We start from the raw sequence: 18,399 nt of genomic DNA, 5'->3' as shown, positions 1-18,399 counted from the left end.
TGTTCCTTCTCTTGCTGGGAGGGGCTGCTGGTGCTGGTCCGGCCGGCTACATCCAGCCGGGGAGCACCATGACCAGCCACGCGATGGCGGGGCCGGCGATGACGACGATGCCGCTGTAGGCCAGGATCTGCTTGTAGAACTTGTCCTTGTCCACGTCCTCCGGGGCGTTGGCCAGAACCAGCGCACCGTTGGTGGAGAACGGCGAGACGTCCACGATCGTGGCGGCGACGGCCAGGGCGGCGATCACACCAACCGCGCCGATTTCGCCGGTCGACAGGAACGGGACGGCCAGCGGGATGAGCGCGGCCAGGATGGCGGTGGAGGAGGCGAAGGCCGAGACCACGGCACCGATGTAGCAGATCAGCAGGGCCGCCAGCAGGGGCATCCCGAGGTGGGCGACGCCGTCGGACACGAACTTGATGGTGCCGGCTTCCTCGAGGACGCCCACAAAGGTGAGCATGCCGCAGATGAGCAGGACGGTGGACCAGCTGATCTTGTTGACGGCGCCCTTCTGGGCGGCGGGCGAGACGAGGGCCAGAATCATGGCGATGGTGATGGAGACGAACCCGACGTCCACCTTGAAACCGAGCGAGATGACGGCGAGCGCGATCAGACCGGCAATGGTGACCAGCTGCGGAATGGTGGCGCGGGCGCCGGCCGCGTCAGCTGCTGACGGGGAGGCTGAAGAGGAGCTGGAGGTTCCCTTGCCCGCAACGCCGGAGGGGGAGATGTCGGAGCCGGAACCCTGCAGAGTGGCGCCGGCGGCGCGGGTGCCGACACTGACGGCCATCCTCGATTCAGCTGCCTGCTCCACAAGCCGGCCGGTCTTGGTGGAGAGCAGCTTGCTGCCGCCCAGGACGATGAAAAGCACTACGGCGATGGCAAGGTTGAAGACAAAGCTGGCAAGGAAGATCGCCATGGGGCTGGCTGCGAGGTCCGTCTTGGCGATGATGCCATTGACCGTGACGCCGTAGACGGCGATCGGGGAGAAGCCGCCCGCCTGCGCCCCGTGGATCACCATCATGCCCATCATGAGCGGGTTGATCCTGTGCTTCGCGGCGAAGCTCAGCGCGATGGGCGCGATGATCGCGACAGCGGCAGGGGACAGGGCCCCGACGGCGGTGATGACCGCCGTGATGGCGAACATGACCCAGGGGATGAGCGCCACTTTGCTGCCCACCATCCGGACCGCACCGCGCACCAGCAGGTCGATGGTTCCGTTGTTCTGGGCGATCGCGAACAGGTAGGTGACACCGACGATCGTCAGGAACAGGCCGCCGGGAAAGTTGGCAAGAATGTCGCTGGTGGACATCCCGAGGACCACTGAGCCCAGCAGGAACGCCCCTACGAACGCCAGGGCGCCCATGTTGAGGGGCAGCACCGTGGCCAGCAGGAACATCACCGCCAGGATGATGATGGAGAGTACGGGAGCGGACATCGTTGTTCCTCCGGGGGTGAGAGTTGATGTGATGTGGCTTACAAGGCTCACTGGCCTAGCCTCCTAGACACTAGGTGACTTTGTCAATACTCCTCCGCTAAGCTGATGCAAGAACGCCGGAAGGATGCGAATGCCCAAGAAGACCGCAACGCAACAGATTTCCCGCGTCGCGCGCCCGCGGCTGTACGAACAGCTCGTAGAGCAGCTGATGGACTTCATCGAGTCCGCGCAGCTGGGGCCCGGCGACACCCTCCCCGCTGAACGGGACCTGGCCGAACGGCTGGGCGTCTCGCGGGCGACGCTGGCCCAGGCTCTGGTGGCCCTGGAGGTCCTCGGCGTCATCGACGTCCAGCACGGTACCGGCGCGGTCCTGGTCTACCGGCCCAACGTTCCCTCGGTGCTCAAGGGACTTCGCGAGCACCGGAGCCGCCTTCCGGAGATTGTCGAAGCCCGCAGCACGCTCGAGGTCAAGCTGGCCGAACTTGCTGCCGCGCGGCGCACGGACGAGGACATGCAGGCCATCGACAAGGCGCTTGACGCCATGGCGGAAGAGGTGGCTTCGGGCGCGAAGGGGGCACACGGCGACGAACTGTTCCACCAGGCCATCACGGCCGCGGCGCACTCCGGCGTGTTGGCCCAGCTCATGACCTTCATTGCCGAGATGATCCTCGAAACGCGCCTCGAGTCGCTGGGGCAGCCCGGCCGGCCCGAGCAGTCACTGGCGTCCCACCGCAAGATCGCGGACGCCATCCGGGCCCAGGATTCGGAGGCCGCCGCGGCGGCGATGCTGGACCACATCACCCTCGTATCCGACGTCGCCCTGCTGAAGTAAGCACGTGAAGCCGTTTCTGTTGCTCGCCTCGCGGGCCGAGGACGTCGCCGCGGAGGACGAATACGAGGCGTACCTGCGCTTTGGCGGACTGGAGCCGGACCAGCTGAAGCGGATCCGGATGGAGCGCGCGCCGCTTCCGGAGCTGGACCTCGATGACTATTCCGGCATCATCGTGGGCGGCAGCCCGTTCACTTCGAGCGACCCTCCCGAAAAGAAGAGCGAAGCCCAGCACCGTGTGGAGCGCGAATTGGCGGGGCTGCTGGACCGGATCGTGGACGAGGATTTCCCGTTCCTGGGCGCCTGCTACGGGGTGGGCACCCTTGGCCTGCACCAGGGCGCCGTGATCGACCGGACCTACGGCGAGCAGCTGGGCGGGGTAACCATCAGCCTGAGCCCGGCGGGCCTGCAGGATCCGCTGCTGGCCGGCCTTCCGGGGCAGTTCACCGCCTTCACCGGCCACAAGGAGGGGTGCACGGTGCTGCCCCCGCACGCGGTGCTGCTCGCCAGCTCCGCCGCCTGCCCGGTGCACATGTTCCGGATCAAGCAGAACCTGTACGCGACGCAGTTCCACCCCGAGCTCGACGCCGAGGGCCTCGTGACCAGGATCGACATCTACCGCCACGCCGGCTACTTTCCGCCCGAGTCCGCCGAGGAGCTGATGGAGGCAGCCAGGACGTACTCGGCCACCGAACCCATGAAGATCCTGCGGAACTTCGTGAAGATCTACGGCCGGTAAGGGCAGTTCGCTGTCACCGGCGCCCACTCGGTGCACGCCTCAGGCTTCGGTGGGTGCGCAGATTCCCCATTGACTTCGGCTGGCGGAGGTCTACGGTTGGACTACGTCAACATTGATCTGTTGCGTGCGTGTGCGGCGAGGGGGCAGCCACACCAACAATTTGCGGCTGTTGAACGGTAACGCCTCCGTGGCAGCATGCACCTCGCCAGCGTGGGGCTTCTCCCGAAGCCGCCTTTTTGATTTCAGGTCTCAACCAAATCTGCAGGTACCGTCCATGACCGCTAATTTCATTACAGCCCTTGCCGTCAAATCCTTCGACGAACCGGATAAGAAGAGGTGCCCGGACAAGGCCGAGGTGGATCTGGTCAGCGTCAACGATTTCTCCGTTGCCCGGCTGATCCTCGCCCCCGGCTGGCGCTGGTCCGAATGCACCAAACCCACGGAGCAGACACCCTTCTGCCAGCACAACCACCTCGGGTTCTGCCTGTCCGGCGTCATGGAGGTGGAGTCGCCCGAGGGCACCCGATCCTTCATCCACGCCAATGACACCTACGCGATTCCTCCGGGGCACGACGAATGGGTTGTGGGTTCCGAGCCGTTCGTTGCCGTTGAATTTCTCGGCGCGGCATCGTTCGGGCGGCCGGTCAGCCGCGGACTCCACGCCAGAATCTGAGCCGGCCAAATCTGAGCCGCAGCATCGCAGGCGCCGGTAGCTGGGGCGGCGCCATTGCCGTGCGCGCCATTGCCGTGCGGGCCCTTGTGGCACGGCGTCTTATTGGCACGGCGTTCCGGAAGGGATAACGTCACTGCCATGGGATGCCGGTCCAGCTGAGGAGTCGCCGCCATGGCCATCATCGATAACGCCGTGTACGTGGCCGGCCGCAGGACGGCTGATCCGGAAGGGCTGGAGGAGACCTACTTCCTGCTGCGGCAGCGCGAGGGCATGGCCTGGATCGGGCTCTACCGGCCGGATCCCCACGAGCTGCGGTCGGTGGCTGACGAGTTCGACCTCAGCGCGCTGGCAGTCGAGGACGCGCTCACCGGACACCAGCGCGCCAAGCTTGAGCATTACGGTGAAACGCTCTTCCTCGTCCTGCGCCCGGCACGGTACCTCGACGACGTCGAAAAGGTGGAGTTCGGCGAAATCCACGTCTTCGCCGGGCCGGATTTCGTGGTCACCGTCCGCCGCGCGGAATCACCGGACCTCGCGCGGGTGCGCCGCCGGATGGAATCCCAGCCGGAGTTCCTGGCCCTCGGCCCCGACGCCGTGCTGTACGCCATCCTGGACCAGGTGGTCGACGAGTACGAGCCTGTTGCCGCCGGCCTGGAAAACGACATCGACGAGATCGAGGATGAACTGTTCGGCGCGGATCCGGAAGTCTCCCGGCGCATCTACGAGCTGTCCCGCCAGGTCATCACCGTCCAGCGTGCCACCGGGCCACTGGCCGGAATCCTGCAGGCATTGATCGCCGGAACGCCGGACCATCACCCCGGCCCCGAACTGCAGGACCACCTCCGCGATGTGCTGGACCACGTCCTGCGGCTCAACGACCGGATCGCGTCCTTCCGGGCGCTGCTGCAGAACGCCCTCGCGGTTAACGCAGCCCTCGTTGCCCAGCGCCAGAACGACGAGATGCGGCGCCTCACCGAGTCCAGCTTCGCGCAGAGCGAGCAGGTCAAGAGAATCTCTTCCTGGGCGGCCATCCTCTTCGCGCCCACGCTCATCGGCACCATCTACGGGATGAACTTCCATACGATGCCTGAGCTCGACTGGATCTTCGGCTACCCCATGGCGCTGGGGCTGATGCTCGGCATGGGGCTGGTCCTCTACGCCACGTTCAAGCACAACAACTGGATCTAGAACACCCCGCCCGGAACCGCCGCCCTTCGTCAGCACCTGTGCCTTCCGCACACCCCATTTGGGTGGGGCGAGCCGCCGGCGGCCAACTTCTCCAAGGTTTCCAGAAGCAGTACGGCCAACAATTGTGTTGTTCCACCCCCCTTGCGGCAGGGGAGCGGAACTCCGAACTTGGTCAGGGCACGGCGGCTGTTCGGCCACCGGCCGGGAAAGTTCGGGGTTCCGCGTCCCTGGGGATTGGCAGACCTGCGGCCCAGGCCGCAGGTCTGCCTTCGTTTAATCCACAGTCGACATCTGGAGGGGACAATGACGTCTCGCAGGGAAGTTCTGAAACTGGGCGTGGTGGGGGCAGCGTCTTTGACCGGAGTGGCGGCGAGCGGCGACGAGCCGACTCAGAGCACGTCACTCATTACGCGGAGCCAGCTGGCCCCGGCAAACATGCCAGTGCCGTACACGGCGCTGTTCCGCCGTCCGCCGGAGCTGGTGCCGTACCAGACGGGTTTCGACGGCGGTGACCCCGCCCGGCCGTTCGCCCGCTACGCCCTCACCCAGAAGCTGGGCCAGGCGCGGTTCGTCCCGGGCCTGTACACCACGGTGGCCGGGTACAACGGAATCTTTCCCGGACCCACCATCCGGGTGCCGCAGGGGACCCGGACCGAAGTGCGGGTCCGCAACGCCCTTCCGTCCACGGCGCTGCTCCACCCCGGCACCTTCAAGACGGTCACCCACCTGCACGGCTCCGCATCGCTGCCGCAGTATGACGGCTACGCCAACGATTCCACGGCACCGGGAAAGTTCAAGAACTACCACTATCCCAACTGGCAGAACGCCCGCACCCTCTGGTACCACGACCACCACCACCTGGTCACGGCACAGGGCGTCTACTCCGGGCTCGCGGCCATGTATCCGTTGTCGGACAGGTTCGAAAGGGCCCAGCTGCCCCAGGGCGAGTTCGACGTGCCGCTGATCATCTCGGACGCGCTGTTCAACGCGAACGGCTCACTCGGTTACAACGACAACGATCACGACGGGCTGTGGGGGGACATCATCATGGTGAACGGCGTCCCGTGGCCGCTCATGAAGGTCAAGCCCCGCATCTACCGGTTCCGGGTGCTCGTCGCGTCGATCACCCGTTCCTACCGCCCCGCCCTGTCCAACGGGGAGCCCGTCCACATCGTGGCCACCGACGGCGGCATGGTGCCCAAGGTCCAGGCCGTCTCGTCGTGGCGACAGGGAACGGCGGAGCGCTACGAGATCCTCATCGATTTCCGCAGGTACCGGGCCGGGCAGACGGTGGACCTGCGGAACCTCAGCAATAAGAACAACATGGACTTCCCCAACACCAACAAGATCATGCGGTTTCAGGTGGTGGCCGACTCCGGCTCCTCGGCCGGAAGCATCAGTTCCGTGCCGGTGACCCTGGACGACGGCGGCACGCCGGGAAGCGCGCGCGGCAGCATCGCCACCATGAGCCTCACGCCCGAGATGGCGGTTGCCAAGCGCGTGCTCCGGGTGAAGCGCCAGGGCGGGGAATGGACCATCAACGAGGAGACCTGGGAGGACGTGGAAAGGTCGGGATTCACCAGGTGCTTCGCCGTCCCGAGGCGGAACTCCGTGGAACAGTGGACCATCATCAACGAGTCTGGCGGCTGGTTCCATCCCGTGCACATCCACCTCGTCGACGCCAAGATCATTGCCCGCAACACCAACGGCGGCAAACCGTTCGCATGGGAGACCGGGCCAAAGGACGTGTTCTACGCCGGTGAGAACGAATCCATCACGCTGCTCATGCAGTTCGATACGGGACCGGATTCCCCCGGCGGCCGGTACATGATGCACTGCCACAACCTGGTGCATGAGGACCACGACATGATGGTGCAGTTTTCCGTGGGCGACCTGCGGAACAACGACCCCATCCTCTCCGACCCGCCCAAGACGGACCTCACGCCGTTGGGCTCGTTCCCGCCCGTGTACCGTCCGGCGTTCCCGGCCGGCACCTGAGGAGGTGTCACGTAGCTGACGATGGGCAGCCCGGGAAGAAAGCTCAGGATTACGCCGGGTTTTCCGCAGGAGCCGAAGCTTCGCCGAAGCTTCCATGCAGCTGCGGCCTGCCACAGGCGCACAGAAAATACACTGGATACAGCCTTCCACTGGCTTTCCCCGCTGGCCCTCAGCTTTCGAAGGAACCCCAAAATTCGCGCTTCTGTTCTCCGTCCTGCCTTTGCCTCGCTGCTGCTGACGAGCCTTGTGGCAGCATTCGCCGGAGCTTCGCCTGTCACTGCCGCCGGGGGCACCGCCGCCACGGAAACCCCGGCGGCGGCGCCAGCTCCGGCCCGCTACATCGTGCGCTACTCTGCCGGGACCGACGTATCCTCGGCCGTGCGGAACCTGCGCTCGAGGAACATCGCGGTCGGGCGCACCTTCGCCAAGGCCCTCCGGGGCGCCGTGGTGACGGCAACGCCGGGACAGGCTGCGGAACTGAAGCGCTCGGCGGGCGTCGCCGCCGTCGAACCCGATGCCCCGGTGACGGCCGCCGATACCCAGCAGTCCGCACCGTGGGGCCTGGACCGCATTGACCAACGCGCCCTGCCGCTCTCCGGGACCTACACCTCGGCGTCGTCAGGCGCCGGGGTGAGCGCCTATGTCATTGACTCCGGCGTGCTGTCTGCGCACGCGGAGTTTGCTGGCCGCGTCGCGCAGGGATGGACCGCGATTTCCGACGGGCTGGGCACCGGGGACTGCAACGGCCACGGCACGCACGTTGCCGGCACCATTGCGGGGAAGACCTACGGCGTGGCCAAGGCGGCCACCGTGATTCCCGTGAGGGTCCTGGACTGCAGCGGGTCGGGCTTCAACTCGGATGTCATCGCGGGCCTGGAGTGGGTCGCGTCCAACCACCAGGCCGGAACCCCGGCCGTGGCCAGCCTGAGCCTCGGCAGCACCGCCAGCGCCATGGTGGACGCCGCGGTGCAGGGCATCATCAACGACGGCGTCACCGCCGTGGTTGCCGCCGGGAACTCCACCGCCGATGCCTGCAACAGCTCCCCGGCCCGCGTTGCCGGCGCGCTGACCGTCGCAGCGAGCGACTCCGCGGACAAGCAGGCAGCGTTCTCCAACTACGGCAGCTGCGTTGACCTGTACGCGCCGGGCGTGGGCATCAAGTCCGCGTCCCCCGGCTCCACCACGGCCACGGCCCTGATGAGCGGCACCTCGATGGCCTCACCGCACGTGGCAGGCGCCGCAGCCGTAATGCTGTCCCGGTCACCTGGCCTGCCGCCGGCAGACGTGGCGGCGAAGCTGCTTTCCGCGGCAACCCCCGGGGCCGTCTCCGCCGCCACCGCGGGGACACCAAACCGGCTGCTGTTCACCGACCCCGCGGCGGGAGCCCTCACCGCGCCCGCCGTCACGGCGCTCAGCCCGGCAGCCAACTCCTCAGGCGCAGCTGTGGGAGCCAACGTCACCGTCACGTTCAGCGCAGCGGTCCAGGGCGTGGCCGGTTCCACCTTCGTCCTCCGGAACGCCTCAGGCACAGCGGTGCCGGCTGCCGTCAGCTACGATGCCGCCACGCGCACCGCAACGCTGAACCCTGAGGGCCTGCTAGCCGCGGCGCAGAAGTACACGGCGACGCTGACCGGCGGGGCCTCGGCCATCCGCGACGCCGCAGGCACCCCCTTCGTGACGGGTAGTTGGTCCTTCACCACCGCCGCGTCCCCCGCTGTCACGGCCCGCACGCCCGGGGCGAACGGCACCTCCGTGGCTGCAGGAAGCAATGTCACGGCCACCTTCGACACCGCGGTGCAGGGCCTCAGTGCCAGCACTTTCGTGCTGCGGGGCCCGGGCGGCACAGTGGTCCCGGCGGCCGTCACGTACAGCGCAACTACCCGGACCGCCACACTGGACCCCTCGGCCAGCCTCGCCAGCGACGCAAAGTACACCGTGACGCTGACCGGCGGGGCTGCGGCCATCCGCGACGCTGCAGGCACCCCGCTGGCCACCACCAGCTGGACGTTCACCACCGGCCCGGCCCCGAGCATCACGGCCATGACGCCGCGCCCGGGCGCCACGCTGGTGCGGCGCGTCAACAACATCGCGGTGACCTTCAGCGAGGCCATCCAAGGAGCAAGCACCGGCACCGTCACGCTGAAGAACACCGCCACCGGCGTGAAGATGTCGGCAACGGTTTCCCGCAATGGCACCACGAATCAGTGGATCCTGAACCCGTCGGCAACCCTGGGCGCATGGACCAAGTACACGGTAACAGTGACCGGAGGCTCCGTCGCGGTCCGCGACCTGGCGGGTAACCCGCTGAAGTCCACCAGCTGGACGTTCAGCACAGGTTCTCTCTGAGCGAGAGTAAAAACAGCGCCGACGGCGGCACCCACGTGCCGCCGTCGGCCTCCTGTTCAGCTAGTGAATCCGATACTCAGGAAAGCAGCGAACTGCTAGTAGCGTCCGTTGGGGATGTAGATGGTTGCGACCGGGCTCTTGTCAAAGTCTGACCACTTTGCCCACTTGCCGTACCTGTCCTTCTTCTCCACCCGGATCTTGACGTAGTGGAAGACCTTCTCGTACTTGTCGTGGCGGTCCTTGTCGTAGACCTTGACGATGTTGACAACGGATTCATGCTTGTGGACCCACACGTTTCCGTGGTCCTTGCCGATCTGGTCAACCTTCCACTTGCCGTCCTTCTGGAACATCTTTTGCTGGAAGTGGACCTTGGTGTCCTTGTCGCAGCGGATCTTGAACTCGAATTCCACCTTGACAAACTTGCGTTCGCCCTTCTTGTAGCCGCCCTTGTCCTTGTCATGGACCTTCGGCTTCAGCGCCTTGACGGTACAGTCAGCGCTCTTGGAGTCTGCCACAGCCGGAGTGGCCATGGCGATGGGGCCCGCAAGCAGGCCCAGCGAAACAGTGGAAACCAACGCGATCCTGGCCGAGCGGCGGGACGGTGTTGGCGGAGTCATTGTCATTGTTTCTCCCGCGAGGTGTGTTCGGGCATCGCTGGCCGATCACGTGACGCGTGGAGACCTATCAACCACTTCTGTCCGTTTTATGATCGTCCACCCGGACTGGCCGGGTGGGCCTGGAGCCGGATTCATTTTCAAGGAAAGCCCTTGGATCCGGTGTTTCAAATTGTACGCCCGTAAGTGCGTGTCAACACTTAGTTTCAGTATTTGTCAACCTGTTGGAGTTGTTTGTAGGGCGGCGAGAGGGCGTCCGACGGTGGGGCGTACCGCCGTCGGGCGTCCTCCTTTGGCGCCGGGCTACTTGCCCAGGAAGCTGAGCAGGGCCTCGTTGACCTCTGCGCCGTGGGTCCAGAGCAGGCCGTGCGGGGCGCCGTCGATCTCCACGTAGTCAGCCTCCGGGAGGGCCTTGCTGAACTCCCGGCCCGTAGCGTCAATCGGCAGGATGTTGTCCGCCGTGCCATGCACGATCAGTGCCGGGACGTCGATCTTCGGGATATCGGCGCGGAAGTCGGTGATCCAGGTGGGCTGGGCGGCCACCGAGGCGAACGCACCGGAGCTGGCTGCGAGGTTCCAGCTGGCCTTGACGGTCTCCTCGCTGAGCCTGGGCGTACCCAGGAAGGTGTCGCTGTTGTAGAAGTTCTTGAAGAACTCGGTGAAGAAGGCGTAGCGGTCCGCTTTGACTGCCTCGGCAAGGCCGTCGAAGACTGACTGCGGCACACCGGCGGGGTTGTCGTCGGTCTGCAGGAGGTAGGGCTCCAAGGATCCGAGGAAGGCGGCCTTGGCCACGCGGGCCGACCCGAACGTGGAGAGGTATCGGGCCACTTCGCCGGTTCCCATCGAGAAGCCAACCAGCACCGCATCGTTGAGGTCGAGGGTGGTCAGGATGGTGTTGAGGTCGCCCGCAAAGGTGTCATAGTCGTAGCCGGTGGTGGGCTTGCTGGACTTACCGAATCCGCGGCGGTCGTACGTGACGACGCGGTAGCCGGCATCGAGCAGGGCCGCCGTCTGCTTTTCCCAGGAGGATCCGTCCAGGGGGTAGCCGTGGATGAGGACAACAGCCTGTCCGGTTCCGTGGTCTTCGTAGTAGAGCTCGATGTCGGTGCTGTTTTCCTGTCCAACGGTGATGTACGCCATGTCAGCATTCCCTTCGGTCTCGTGAGAACGGACGTCCTCATGCGGTGGTACCAACCTATCGGGATCGCGGGCCGGTGCGCGCGGCCTGTCACAGGGCGTGGCCTGCAGGAATGGCACAGGACGCGGGGATGTTGTGGTGGGCATGAAACGAATTGGCTTCCTCTCGTTCGGACACTGGGGCCCGGTGCAGGGTTCCCGCACCAGGACGGCACGTGATGCCCTGCTGCAGGGGATAGAGCTGGCCGTGGCCGCGGAGGAGCTGGGCATCGACGGCGCGTTTTTCCGCGTTCACCACTTCGCGCGCCAGCAGGCATCGCCGTTTCCGCTGCTCGCGGCCGCGGCGGCCCGCACCCGCCGCATTGAGCTCGGTACCGGCGTCATCGACATGCGCTACGAGAATCCGCTGTACATGGCCGAGGAGGCGGCGGCCACGGACCTCATCAGCGGGGGCCGGCTTCAGCTCGGCATCAGCCGCGGCTCACCCGAGCCGGCCCGGAACGGCGCGGCCGCCTTCGGCCATGCGCCGCGGGAGGGCGAGACCGACGCCGACATGGCGCGCCGGCACGCCGAGGAGTTCCGGCAGGCCATCTCCGGCGCCGGGCGTGGTGGAGGCCGATCCCCGGTACGCCGGAGGGGCCACCGGGCTGCTCCCTGTCCAGCCCCGATCCGAGGGGCTGCCCGAGCGGATCTGGTGGGGCGCCGGAACCCGGAAGACAGCGGTCTGGGCGGCGGAGCGCGGGATGAACCTCATGAGCTCCACCTTGCTGACCGAGGATACCGGGGTACCGTTCCACGAGCTCCAGGCCGAGCAGATAGCGATGTTCCGTGAGGCGTGGGCGGCGGCCGGGCACGGCCGTGAGCCGCGGGTTTCGGTCAGCCGCAGCGTCCTGCCGCTGGCCGATGACGAGGACCGGCAGTACTTCGGGCTGAGCGCCCTCCGCGAGGGACGGGACCAGGTGGGCGCCCTGGATGGCACCCTGGCCCGCTTCGGCAAGAGCTACATCGGCGAGCCGGACGTCATCGCCGCCGAGCTGGCCGGCGACGCCGCGGTTCAGGCGGCAGACACGCTACTGCTGACCGTCCCAAACCAGCTTGGCGTGGACTACAACGCCAAGCTGCTGGAAAACATCGCCCGGCATGTGGCCCCATCCCTGGGGTGGGCACCGCAGGATGTGCGGGGGCCAGCATAACCTGCTGGCACAGGGTGCCCACGCTGGCCGGTATCGCGCTCATCCTGGTCTGGACGGTCCGGCTTCTGGCAAGCTCGCTGCGGCGGTACTTGGTGTGCTTAGACTGGGACGCGACCGGCATTTCCCAGTGAGAGGCAGTGGCATGACTGACAGCAAGCGCAATGCGGAAGAGCCCAGCGAGCTTCGGGGCCCTGGCGACCCGGACGCCGTCGAACAGGAACAGCCCCATCCCCAGGCCGGTACGGCGCACAACATTCGTGAGGAACAGATGACACAGGCCGGCGGAACAGTGCCCGCCAGCTACGTTGGCAGTGGAGCGCCGGAGGGCCAGCACAAACCGGAAGAGGCTGCGGACGAATCCGGGCTGTGGGATGCCGAGGACAGGTAGCTAGTACCAGGTCATGATCCTGTCGGCGCGGGAGCGCGTGGCTTCGATTAGGCGGGCATTGGCCGCGTCCGGCCCGTTGGCCCACGCCTCGGCCGCAGCGCGGTCCATGCCGTAGAACATGTGCCGCTCAACCAGGCGGGCAAGGCGCAGGCTGTGCGGTGTGTCGATGAACCACACCTCGTCCAGTTGTGCCCGCACCTGCTGCCAGCGCGGAGCGTCGCTGAGCAGGTAGTTGCCCTCGGTGATGATGACCGGGACGGCGGCTGGGATGGCGAGCGATGCGGCCACGGGCTCATCGATCGTCCGCCGGAACTCCGGCGCGTATACGACCTCCTCGTCCCGGCGCACAAGGCGCCTCAGGAGCGAAAGATAACCACCGACGTCGAACGTGTCCGGAGCGCCCTTGCGCTGTCGCAGTGGAGTGCCGTCGATGATGGCGTTGCCCAGGTGGAAGCCATCCATGGGCACCACGAGGGCGGACTCAGGGCCCAGGGCGTCCGCGAGACAGGCCGAGAACGTGGATTTGCCGGACCCCGGGGAACCAGCCACGCCGAGCAGAACCCGTCGGCCGGAGGTTAGCCGGCTGCGCAGTTCGGTGACGGCCTGCTGGATCTCCGCGGACTCGAAAGCACTCACGGGCTCAACGTTCGGAAGGGTCATGCACAGCATCCTAGGCGAGTCCTGGCGGATCGCCGGAGTGTGCCGATGGTGCCGCGGAGTTGCGTCAGTCCAGCGGAATGGTGATGGTGATGGCCGTGCCGGTGCCGGGAGCCGAACTGATGTCCACGGTCCCGCCCGCTTCCTTTACCGCCTGTGAAATGGTCCTGAGCCCCGCACCGTGGCCGATGCCTTCTCCCGCCGCCGGCGGAACCGACTCGAAGCCCGTGCCGTTGTCGGCGACCATCAGGCGGATGCCGTGGAAAACGGCTGCGAGGCGGACAGTGACATCCGTGGCATGCGCATATTTGAACGTGTTGCTCAGCGCCACCTGCGCGGAGTGGTACAGCAGCGAGGCGCAGCCGGACGAGATCTCCACGCCGTGATGGGGTGTCTCCCACCGGACGCAGGTACCCTGGCGGCGCAGGGGGACAGTGAGCCTGTCGATGCAGCCGGCGAGCCCCAGCCGGTGAAAGTCCACGGGCTGCCGGTCGGTCATGACACCGCCGACTTCGATGACTTCCTCGAGAGTTGCTGACTGGTTCATGGCGCCCCCGCTTCCTAGCGGCCTTAGTTGCATGCTTTCCCTGGAAAGATCTCTCCTCCAGGGGCTGATGCTTAAGGGTGGCGCGGGCCGATCAGGCTTGCCGCAGGTTTACCTCGGGATCAAATCAAGTTTTCGCAAGGTCTTGCATGCGCCTACGTAGCCAGCATCCAGGGCTGAAGCTCCTTTTGCGGATACGTGGCGGCGTCGGCGGCGTCAAGAACCTCCAGCGCTGTCATATGCGCGGCGGCTGCCACTTCACGGATCGGCTTGCCGTGGGTTACGGCCGCGGCTACTGCGCTCTGCAGGGTTGCCTCTGCCGGGTCATGCTCTGCTTTTGCGGATTCCAGCGTCGCCACGGCTTCTTCCACCGCGCGGATGTCGTCGTCCATCGGTGCCCTCCCATTCTGCTCCATTGCAGTGACGCCAGCGCCCGGGAACCAGCATTCCCGATGACGAGGTGTCATGACCCTAAAACAATAAGACAGACAGGTCTGTCTCTGCCAGTCCCAAGGTACACTGATTCCCTAATGAGTGCTCCTGATGCAACCGGGGACACCTTGTTGCCTGACGAGGTGCGGACCGGCCATAGCGAACCAGTGGATCGGATCCTGGCCGCTGCCTACGAGCTTTTCTCCCACCGCGGCGTCCGGGACGTCGGTATCAATGAGCTGATCGAGCGGTCCGGCGTGGCCAAGTCGACGTTCTACCGTCACTTTCCGTCAAAGGATGCGCTGGTTCTGGCTTTCCTGGCCCTCCGTGACCAGGTATGGACGGTGGACCTGATTGTCTCCGAGGCGAGGCGCAGGGGAACCACACCCGAGGGCCGGCTGCTGGCCATTTTCGACGTGTTCGGCGATTGGTTCCAGCGGGACGATTTCGAAGCGTGCACGTTCATCAATGTCCTCCTCGAAATGGGCCCGGGGCATCCCCTGGGGGAGGCCAGCATCGGCTACCTCGCCAGAATCCGGGGCCACATCCAGGCACTTGCCGAGGAAGCGGGGCTGGAACGCCCTGACGAATTCGCGCGCTCCTGGCACATCCTGATGAAGGGCTCCATCATTTCCGCGACGGAAGGCGACTTCCTCGCCAACAAGCGGGCGCAGCAGATGGCCGGCTGGCTCATCGCGCACCACCGGAACTAAGACCCGGGGCCTGACCTCGCCGCAGCTGGCAGCGTAGGTCCACCCCCGCCGTCGTTCCTCTTCAGTCGAGCCGAAGCAGGTTCCGCAGGGGAGCGGGCAGCCACGTCGGCTTCGGTCCGTCAACTGTGTCTTTGGTGCCTTCCATCGGCCCCTCTGCAGCGCCGGCCGCGAAGTAGTCTCCGCCCGCCGGGAAGTAGTCGGCCGCCGGGAGGGAGCTGCCGTCCGTGACCGGCGGCAGGCAGGCGTTTTCGCTCAGGTGGCACAGCAGCGCTTGCTCGGGGGATCCCGGATGGGAGGCCAGATGCTGCAGCAGCCGGTGCCGGGCTTCGGACTTGACATCAGTGGTGGCCAGGATGTCAAGGATGAGTTCGATGACCTGGGCGCGCATCACAGTCCTGTCGATCGACCTCAGTGAGTCGCTGCAGAAGAGCTCCAGCGCCTCCTCGGCGCTTCTCCCCGGATCGGCGGCAGTCCTCAGCCTTTCGTGCTCAGCAGGGGTGGGGGCACTAGCGTCCATCGGAACCTCCTTGAATGTTCGCGTCTTCTTTCAGGAAATCGGCTTTGGCTGAAGTGGGCAGCTCAATGACCACCACGCCCGGACCCTGCACGGCCGGCGGCTCCGTAACCGCCTGGCTCCAGACGTTGAGGGCGGCGAATGTAACCACGGGAATACACAGGAGTATCAGCTTCATCACTGGGGCTTCTCCACTGGCGGCGTGATCCTTTGCATGGCGCCAATATGCGCCAAGCCTCCTGTGAAAACCTCGGTGCCGGCACCCCTCTGCAGCCGCACTTTGGGCGGATTTGGGGGGGTCCGCCTGACGGAACGGTCCAGTCTGTCCACAACGCCCCTTCGTCCGCCAGCAACTTCCCGGGTTTTCATAGGGAAACTCTCAGGATTCCTGGCGCTGAGCCGCTGAAGGCGGGGAGGTTCGCCGCTTGCGAGGCTCCCGGACGACCGCCTGACAAGCGCCCGGCAACGGCGTAGCTTGGTTGGTGTTGGGACCCATTCCGGTCATCCGCATCCTGCAATGGGGCCGGAAGCTGACAGGAGGTAACAGCGATGACCAACATATTCAGGCGTGCCGGCGTCGATATCCCGGAACCCTTCCGCCGATTCCTGGAGGGAGATCTGGACGCCTGGCTGCGTGTCGAGGAATACCGCGAGGCAGGCTCATTGGTGGTGAAGGCCGAAGCGCCGGGCATCGATCCTGACAATGACGTCGACATCACGCTGACCGGCAGCCAACTGCAGATCACCGTCCGCCGTGAAGAGAAATCGGAGCACAAGGACAAGGAAGGGTACCGCTCGGAATTCCGCTTCGGCACGTTTTCGCGGACCGTAAGCCTTCCCGCCCCGGTGAACCAGGAGGACATCCGCGCCTCATATACCGACGGCGTTCTGGAAGTCCGCGTTCCGTTGACTGAGGAGTCCGCTGCGGGCGCCCAGAAGATCCGGGTCTCCCGCGGTGCGGGAACGGCCGGCGCAGGAACCGAGGGGTCGTCGCGGCCTGCGGGGACTCCACAGATGGGCGGGCAGGACCCCGACGGCCCGAGCTTCGGTGGCCCCTAGCAGTGCGCGCAGCCCGGCAGTTCAGCCCTCGTAGTGGGTCTTCGCCGGTCCCTGGCCAAGCGAGTCAACGATCGACGTCGCCACGCTGTGCAGCTTGATGTTGCGCGTACTCGACGCCGCCTTGAGCAGCTCGAAGGCTTCCTCCTGGCTGCACCTGTTCTGCGCCATGATCACGCCGACGGCGACGTCGATCACCGTACGCGTTTCCAGGGTGGCCTTGAGGTTGGCCGCCGCGTCGCTGTAGTGGGCGAACCGCACCGCCAGCCGCAGGGCCATCGACGTCTGGCTGACGAAGTCCTGGGCGAGTTCCAGCACGCGCCCCTCGAAACGTCCAGGCCGGTGGGAGTACAGGTTCAGCGCGGCCCGGGTCTCGCCCTCAAGCACAAACGGAATGGCGAGAATTGACCGGACCCCTTGCCCCAGCACCTTCTCGGCGTAGCTGTCCCAACGGTCATGCTTCCGGAGGTCCGTGATATGGATGGTGACCTGATCGCGCGAGGCCGTCATGCAGGGACCGTCGCCAAAGTCGTACTGAATCTCGTCCATGGCCTGCGCCTCGGGGCTGCTGCTCGCCACGGTTGCTGCCTTGCGGTGCCGCAGCAGGGTTACGCCGCAGAGGACTTCGTCCCCGGGTTCAGAGAGGCTGCGTGCAGAGATCCGGGCGAGCTCGTGGAGGAACTCGCCCACGTCGGAGCTGGTGAGCACAAGCTCGTTGAGGTGCTCCGTGATTGAGGTTTCAGGTTTTGCGGTCGACTCGCTGGCCACGATCTTTCGGTACCGTTTCGCTCGGGTCAAGACGAACCGGCGGGCGCAGCGCAGGGACCCCATGGCCGGGGCGGATAGCGGCGAGCAAGGTGCCGGATCGAACAACAATCCAACGGCCTTCTGCTAAACCGTACCGAGAAAATATACACCAGTTCGGCACGCACCATGGCCGCCGTTACAGCCGTGGGCCCTAGGCTGGGGGAAGGTGCCGGGCGGCGGAAGCCACTGCGGCGAACCGAGCACAGCCGTCCTGGCCAGGGCGGCAAACCAACAGGAGGAGGCCGCGGTGAGAATTGCCGTAACGGGAGGCAGCGGAAAGCTGGGACGGAATGTGGTCCGCAGGCTTGTGGCGGACGGGCATTCGGTCCTCAACCTGGACCGGACGGGTGACCGGAGCCCGCATTTCGCCGCCGTGGATCTGCGCAACTACGGGCAGGTGGTCGACGTCATCCTGGGTCTGGATGACCGGCACCAGGGCTTCGACGCGATCGTCCATCTGGGCGCCATCCCCGCTCCCGGCCTGGTGCCCGACGCCGCCACGTTCGAAAACAACATGCTGTCCACCTACAACGTGTTCCAGGCCGCACGCCGGGCCGGCATCAAGAAAATCGTGTACGCATCCAGTGAGACGGTGCTGGGACTGCCGTTCGACGTCGATCCTCCCTACATCCCGGTGGACGAGGAATATCCGGCCCGCCCCGAGAGCACCTACTCGCTGGTGAAGCATCTGGAGGAGCAGATGGCCATCCAGATGACGCGCTGGGACCCGGAGTTGAGCATCGTGGGACTCCGTTTCTCCAACGTCATGGATCCGGAGGACTACGAGGAGTTTCCGTCCTTTGACTCGGACGCCGCACTTCGCAAGTGGAACCTCTGGGGCTACATCGATGCGCGCGACGGTGCCCAGGCGGTGGCGCGCGCGCTGGAATACCGCACGCCGGGGTTCGAGGCCTTCATCGTCGCCAACGAGGACACCGTCATGAGCCGCTCCAGCGCCAGCCTGGCGGCGGACGTGTTCCCGCGGGTGAAGGTCACGAAGGAGCTGGGCGAGCACGAGACTCTGCTCTCCATCGACAAGGCGAAGCGGCTCCTTGGCTACGCGCCCGAGCACAGTTGGCGGAACTACCACTCGAACCGCACGACGCCCACCGAGGACTGAGCGCCACAAACGA

At 65.9% G+C, this 18,399-nt stretch carries 19 protein-coding genes and 1 pseudogene; 11 read left to right on the top strand and 9 right to left on the bottom strand.

Going from position 1 to position 18,399, the window contains the following annotated elements:
- Window positions 1–46: 46 nt before the first annotated feature.
- Window positions 47–1,438, bottom strand: a complete 1,392-nt coding sequence (locus ARGLB_RS22025; protein ID WP_003806390.1) for an SLC13 family permease — start codon at window positions 1,436–1,438, stop codon at window positions 47–49.
- Window positions 1,439–1,568: 130 nt separating this feature from the next.
- On the opposite strand from ARGLB_RS22025, the gene ARGLB_RS22020 reads away from it, so the two are divergent.
- From ARGLB_RS22020 to ARGLB_RS21995, 6 genes are all read left to right on the top strand, one after another.
- A complete protein-coding gene (locus tag ARGLB_RS22020; protein ID WP_003806389.1) occupies window positions 1,569–2,270 on the top strand; it encodes a FadR/GntR family transcriptional regulator in 702 nt (233 codons plus the stop codon).
- A gap of 4 nt (window positions 2,271–2,274) precedes the next feature.
- Window positions 2,275–3,006, top strand: coding sequence for a glutamine amidotransferase (locus ARGLB_RS22015; RefSeq protein WP_003806388.1), 732 nt, complete (start codon window positions 2,275–2,277; stop codon window positions 3,004–3,006).
- Between the two features lie 274 nt (window positions 3,007–3,280).
- Complete coding sequence (locus tag ARGLB_RS22010; RefSeq protein WP_003806387.1) at window positions 3,281–3,679, top strand: cupin domain-containing protein; 399 nt, start codon at window positions 3,281–3,283, stop codon at window positions 3,677–3,679.
- A 171-nt stretch (window positions 3,680–3,850) separates the two neighbouring features.
- Window positions 3,851–4,867 carry a magnesium and cobalt transport protein CorA gene (locus ARGLB_RS22005; protein ID WP_003806386.1) on the top strand — a complete coding sequence of 339 codons (1,017 nt, stop codon included), beginning with the start codon at window positions 3,851–3,853 and terminating at the stop codon, window positions 4,865–4,867.
- Between the two features lie 303 nt (window positions 4,868–5,170).
- Window positions 5,171–6,865 carry a multicopper oxidase family protein gene (locus ARGLB_RS22000; RefSeq protein ID WP_003806385.1) on the top strand — a complete coding sequence of 565 codons (1,695 nt, stop codon included), beginning with the start codon at window positions 5,171–5,173 and terminating at the stop codon, window positions 6,863–6,865.
- Between the two features lie 246 nt (window positions 6,866–7,111).
- The gene (locus tag ARGLB_RS21995) at window positions 7,112–9,211 is read left to right on the top strand and encodes an Ig-like domain-containing protein (protein WP_003806384.1); all 2,100 of its coding nucleotides are present in this window, start codon (window positions 7,112–7,114) and stop codon (window positions 9,209–9,211) included.
- Window positions 9,212–9,306: 95 nt separating this feature from the next.
- Here ARGLB_RS21995 and ARGLB_RS21990 read toward each other — a convergent pair whose 3' ends face one another.
- Together ARGLB_RS21990 and ARGLB_RS21985 are read right to left on the bottom strand one after the other, a co-directional pair.
- Window positions 9,307–9,828 carry a hypothetical protein gene (locus ARGLB_RS21990; RefSeq protein ID WP_139023450.1) on the bottom strand — a complete coding sequence of 174 codons (522 nt, stop codon included), beginning with the start codon at window positions 9,826–9,828 and terminating at the stop codon, window positions 9,307–9,309.
- Window positions 9,829–10,128: 300 nt separating this feature from the next.
- Complete coding sequence (locus tag ARGLB_RS21985; RefSeq protein ID WP_003806382.1) at window positions 10,129–10,965, bottom strand: alpha/beta fold hydrolase; 837 nt, start codon at window positions 10,963–10,965, stop codon at window positions 10,129–10,131.
- 142 nt (window positions 10,966–11,107) lie between these two features.
- Between ARGLB_RS21985 and ARGLB_RS21980 the strand changes: the two are divergent.
- Together ARGLB_RS21980 and ARGLB_RS21975 are read left to right on the top strand one after the other, a co-directional pair.
- A pseudogene (locus ARGLB_RS21980) lies at window positions 11,108–12,155 on the top strand (LLM class flavin-dependent oxidoreductase).
- Window positions 12,156–12,297: 142 nt separating this feature from the next.
- Window positions 12,298–12,543, top strand: a complete 246-nt coding sequence (locus ARGLB_RS21975; RefSeq protein ID WP_003806378.1) for a hypothetical protein — start codon at window positions 12,298–12,300, stop codon at window positions 12,541–12,543.
- Here the strand turns inward: ARGLB_RS21975 and ARGLB_RS21970 are convergent, their stop codons facing one another.
- From ARGLB_RS21970 to ARGLB_RS21960, 3 genes are all read right to left on the bottom strand, one after another.
- Window positions 12,544–13,203 (bottom strand): nucleoside/nucleotide kinase family protein, encoded by a 660-nt coding sequence (locus ARGLB_RS21970; protein WP_003806377.1) that lies wholly within the window; start codon window positions 13,201–13,203, stop codon window positions 12,544–12,546.
- A gap of 64 nt (window positions 13,204–13,267) precedes the next feature.
- Complete coding sequence (locus ARGLB_RS21965) at window positions 13,268–13,747, bottom strand: sensor histidine kinase (RefSeq protein WP_003806376.1); 480 nt, start codon at window positions 13,745–13,747, stop codon at window positions 13,268–13,270.
- A 152-nt stretch (window positions 13,748–13,899) separates the two neighbouring features.
- The gene (locus tag ARGLB_RS21960; RefSeq protein WP_003806375.1) at window positions 13,900–14,136 is read right to left on the bottom strand and encodes a hypothetical protein; all 237 of its coding nucleotides are present in this window, start codon (window positions 14,134–14,136) and stop codon (window positions 13,900–13,902) included.
- Window positions 14,137–14,274: 138 nt separating this feature from the next.
- Here ARGLB_RS21960 and ARGLB_RS21955 point away from each other — a divergent pair, with 138 nt between their 5' ends.
- Window positions 14,275–14,889 (top strand): TetR/AcrR family transcriptional regulator, encoded by a 615-nt coding sequence (locus tag ARGLB_RS21955; RefSeq protein ID WP_043420210.1) that lies wholly within the window; start codon window positions 14,275–14,277, stop codon window positions 14,887–14,889.
- A gap of 61 nt (window positions 14,890–14,950) precedes the next feature.
- Here the strand turns inward: ARGLB_RS21955 and ARGLB_RS21950 are convergent, their stop codons facing one another.
- Window positions 14,951–15,406 carry a hypothetical protein gene (locus ARGLB_RS21950; protein WP_003806372.1) on the bottom strand — a complete coding sequence of 152 codons (456 nt, stop codon included), beginning with the start codon at window positions 15,404–15,406 and terminating at the stop codon, window positions 14,951–14,953.
- The gene (locus ARGLB_RS21945) at window positions 15,396–15,584 is read right to left on the bottom strand and encodes a hypothetical protein (RefSeq protein WP_139023449.1); all 189 of its coding nucleotides are present in this window, start codon (window positions 15,582–15,584) and stop codon (window positions 15,396–15,398) included. Before ARGLB_RS21945 ends, ARGLB_RS21950 begins: the two co-directional genes overlap by 11 nt.
- 368 nt (window positions 15,585–15,952) lie before the next feature.
- On the opposite strand from ARGLB_RS21945, the gene ARGLB_RS21940 reads away from it, so the two are divergent.
- A complete protein-coding gene (locus ARGLB_RS21940) occupies window positions 15,953–16,462 on the top strand; it encodes an Hsp20/alpha crystallin family protein (protein ID WP_003806370.1) in 510 nt (169 codons plus the stop codon).
- A gap of 21 nt (window positions 16,463–16,483) precedes the next feature.
- On the opposite strand, the gene ARGLB_RS21935 is transcribed toward ARGLB_RS21940, so the two are convergent.
- Window positions 16,484–17,227: a GAF and ANTAR domain-containing protein gene (locus ARGLB_RS21935; RefSeq protein WP_043420208.1), complete on the bottom strand. Its 744-nt coding sequence runs from the start codon at window positions 17,225–17,227 to the stop codon at window positions 16,484–16,486.
- A gap of 286 nt (window positions 17,228–17,513) precedes the next feature.
- On the opposite strand from ARGLB_RS21935, the gene ARGLB_RS21930 reads away from it, so the two are divergent.
- Window positions 17,514–18,386, top strand: a complete 873-nt coding sequence (locus ARGLB_RS21930; RefSeq protein WP_043420235.1) for an NAD-dependent epimerase/dehydratase family protein — start codon at window positions 17,514–17,516, stop codon at window positions 18,384–18,386.
- Window positions 18,387–18,399 lie beyond the last annotated feature (13 nt).

It is taken from the genome of Arthrobacter globiformis NBRC 12137 (genome assembly GCF_000238915.1).
In the GTDB taxonomy this organism is placed as follows: Bacteria; Actinomycetota; Actinomycetes; order Actinomycetales; family Micrococcaceae; genus Arthrobacter; species Arthrobacter globiformis.
The sequence above is the reverse complement of the archived record's forward strand: the minus strand, read 5'-3'. Positions and strand labels throughout refer to the sequence as shown.

Coding starts and splice junctions, on each gene's coding strand:
- ARGLB_RS22025 (WP_003806390.1), bottom strand. CDS start 1,438: ATGTCCGCTCCCGTACTCTCCATCATCATCCTGGCGGTGATGTTCCTG.
- ARGLB_RS22020 (WP_003806389.1), top strand. CDS start 1,569: ATGCCCAAGAAGACCGCAACGCAACAGATTTCCCGCGTCGCGCGCCCG.
- ARGLB_RS22010 (WP_003806387.1), top strand. CDS start 3,281: ATGACCGCTAATTTCATTACAGCCCTTGCCGTCAAATCCTTCGACGAA.
- ARGLB_RS22005 (WP_003806386.1), top strand. CDS start 3,851: ATGGCCATCATCGATAACGCCGTGTACGTGGCCGGCCGCAGGACGGCT.
- ARGLB_RS22000 (WP_003806385.1), top strand. CDS start 5,171: ATGACGTCTCGCAGGGAAGTTCTGAAACTGGGCGTGGTGGGGGCAGCG.
- ARGLB_RS21990 (WP_139023450.1), bottom strand. CDS start 9,828: ATGACTCCGCCAACACCGTCCCGCCGCTCGGCCAGGATCGCGTTGGTT.
- ARGLB_RS21985 (WP_003806382.1), bottom strand. CDS start 10,965: ATGGCGTACATCACCGTTGGACAGGAAAACAGCACCGACATCGAGCTC.
- ARGLB_RS21975 (WP_003806378.1), top strand. CDS start 12,298: ATGACTGACAGCAAGCGCAATGCGGAAGAGCCCAGCGAGCTTCGGGGC.
- ARGLB_RS21970 (WP_003806377.1), bottom strand. CDS start 13,203: ATGACCCTTCCGAACGTTGAGCCCGTGAGTGCTTTCGAGTCCGCGGAG.
- ARGLB_RS21965 (WP_003806376.1), bottom strand. CDS start 13,747: ATGAACCAGTCAGCAACTCTCGAGGAAGTCATCGAAGTCGGCGGTGTC.
- ARGLB_RS21960 (WP_003806375.1), bottom strand. CDS start 14,136: ATGGACGACGACATCCGCGCGGTGGAAGAAGCCGTGGCGACGCTGGAA.
- ARGLB_RS21955 (WP_043420210.1), top strand. CDS start 14,275: ATGAGTGCTCCTGATGCAACCGGGGACACCTTGTTGCCTGACGAGGTG.
- ARGLB_RS21950 (WP_003806372.1), bottom strand. CDS start 15,406: ATGGACGCTAGTGCCCCCACCCCTGCTGAGCACGAAAGGCTGAGGACT.
- ARGLB_RS21940 (WP_003806370.1), top strand. CDS start 15,953: ATGACCAACATATTCAGGCGTGCCGGCGTCGATATCCCGGAACCCTTC.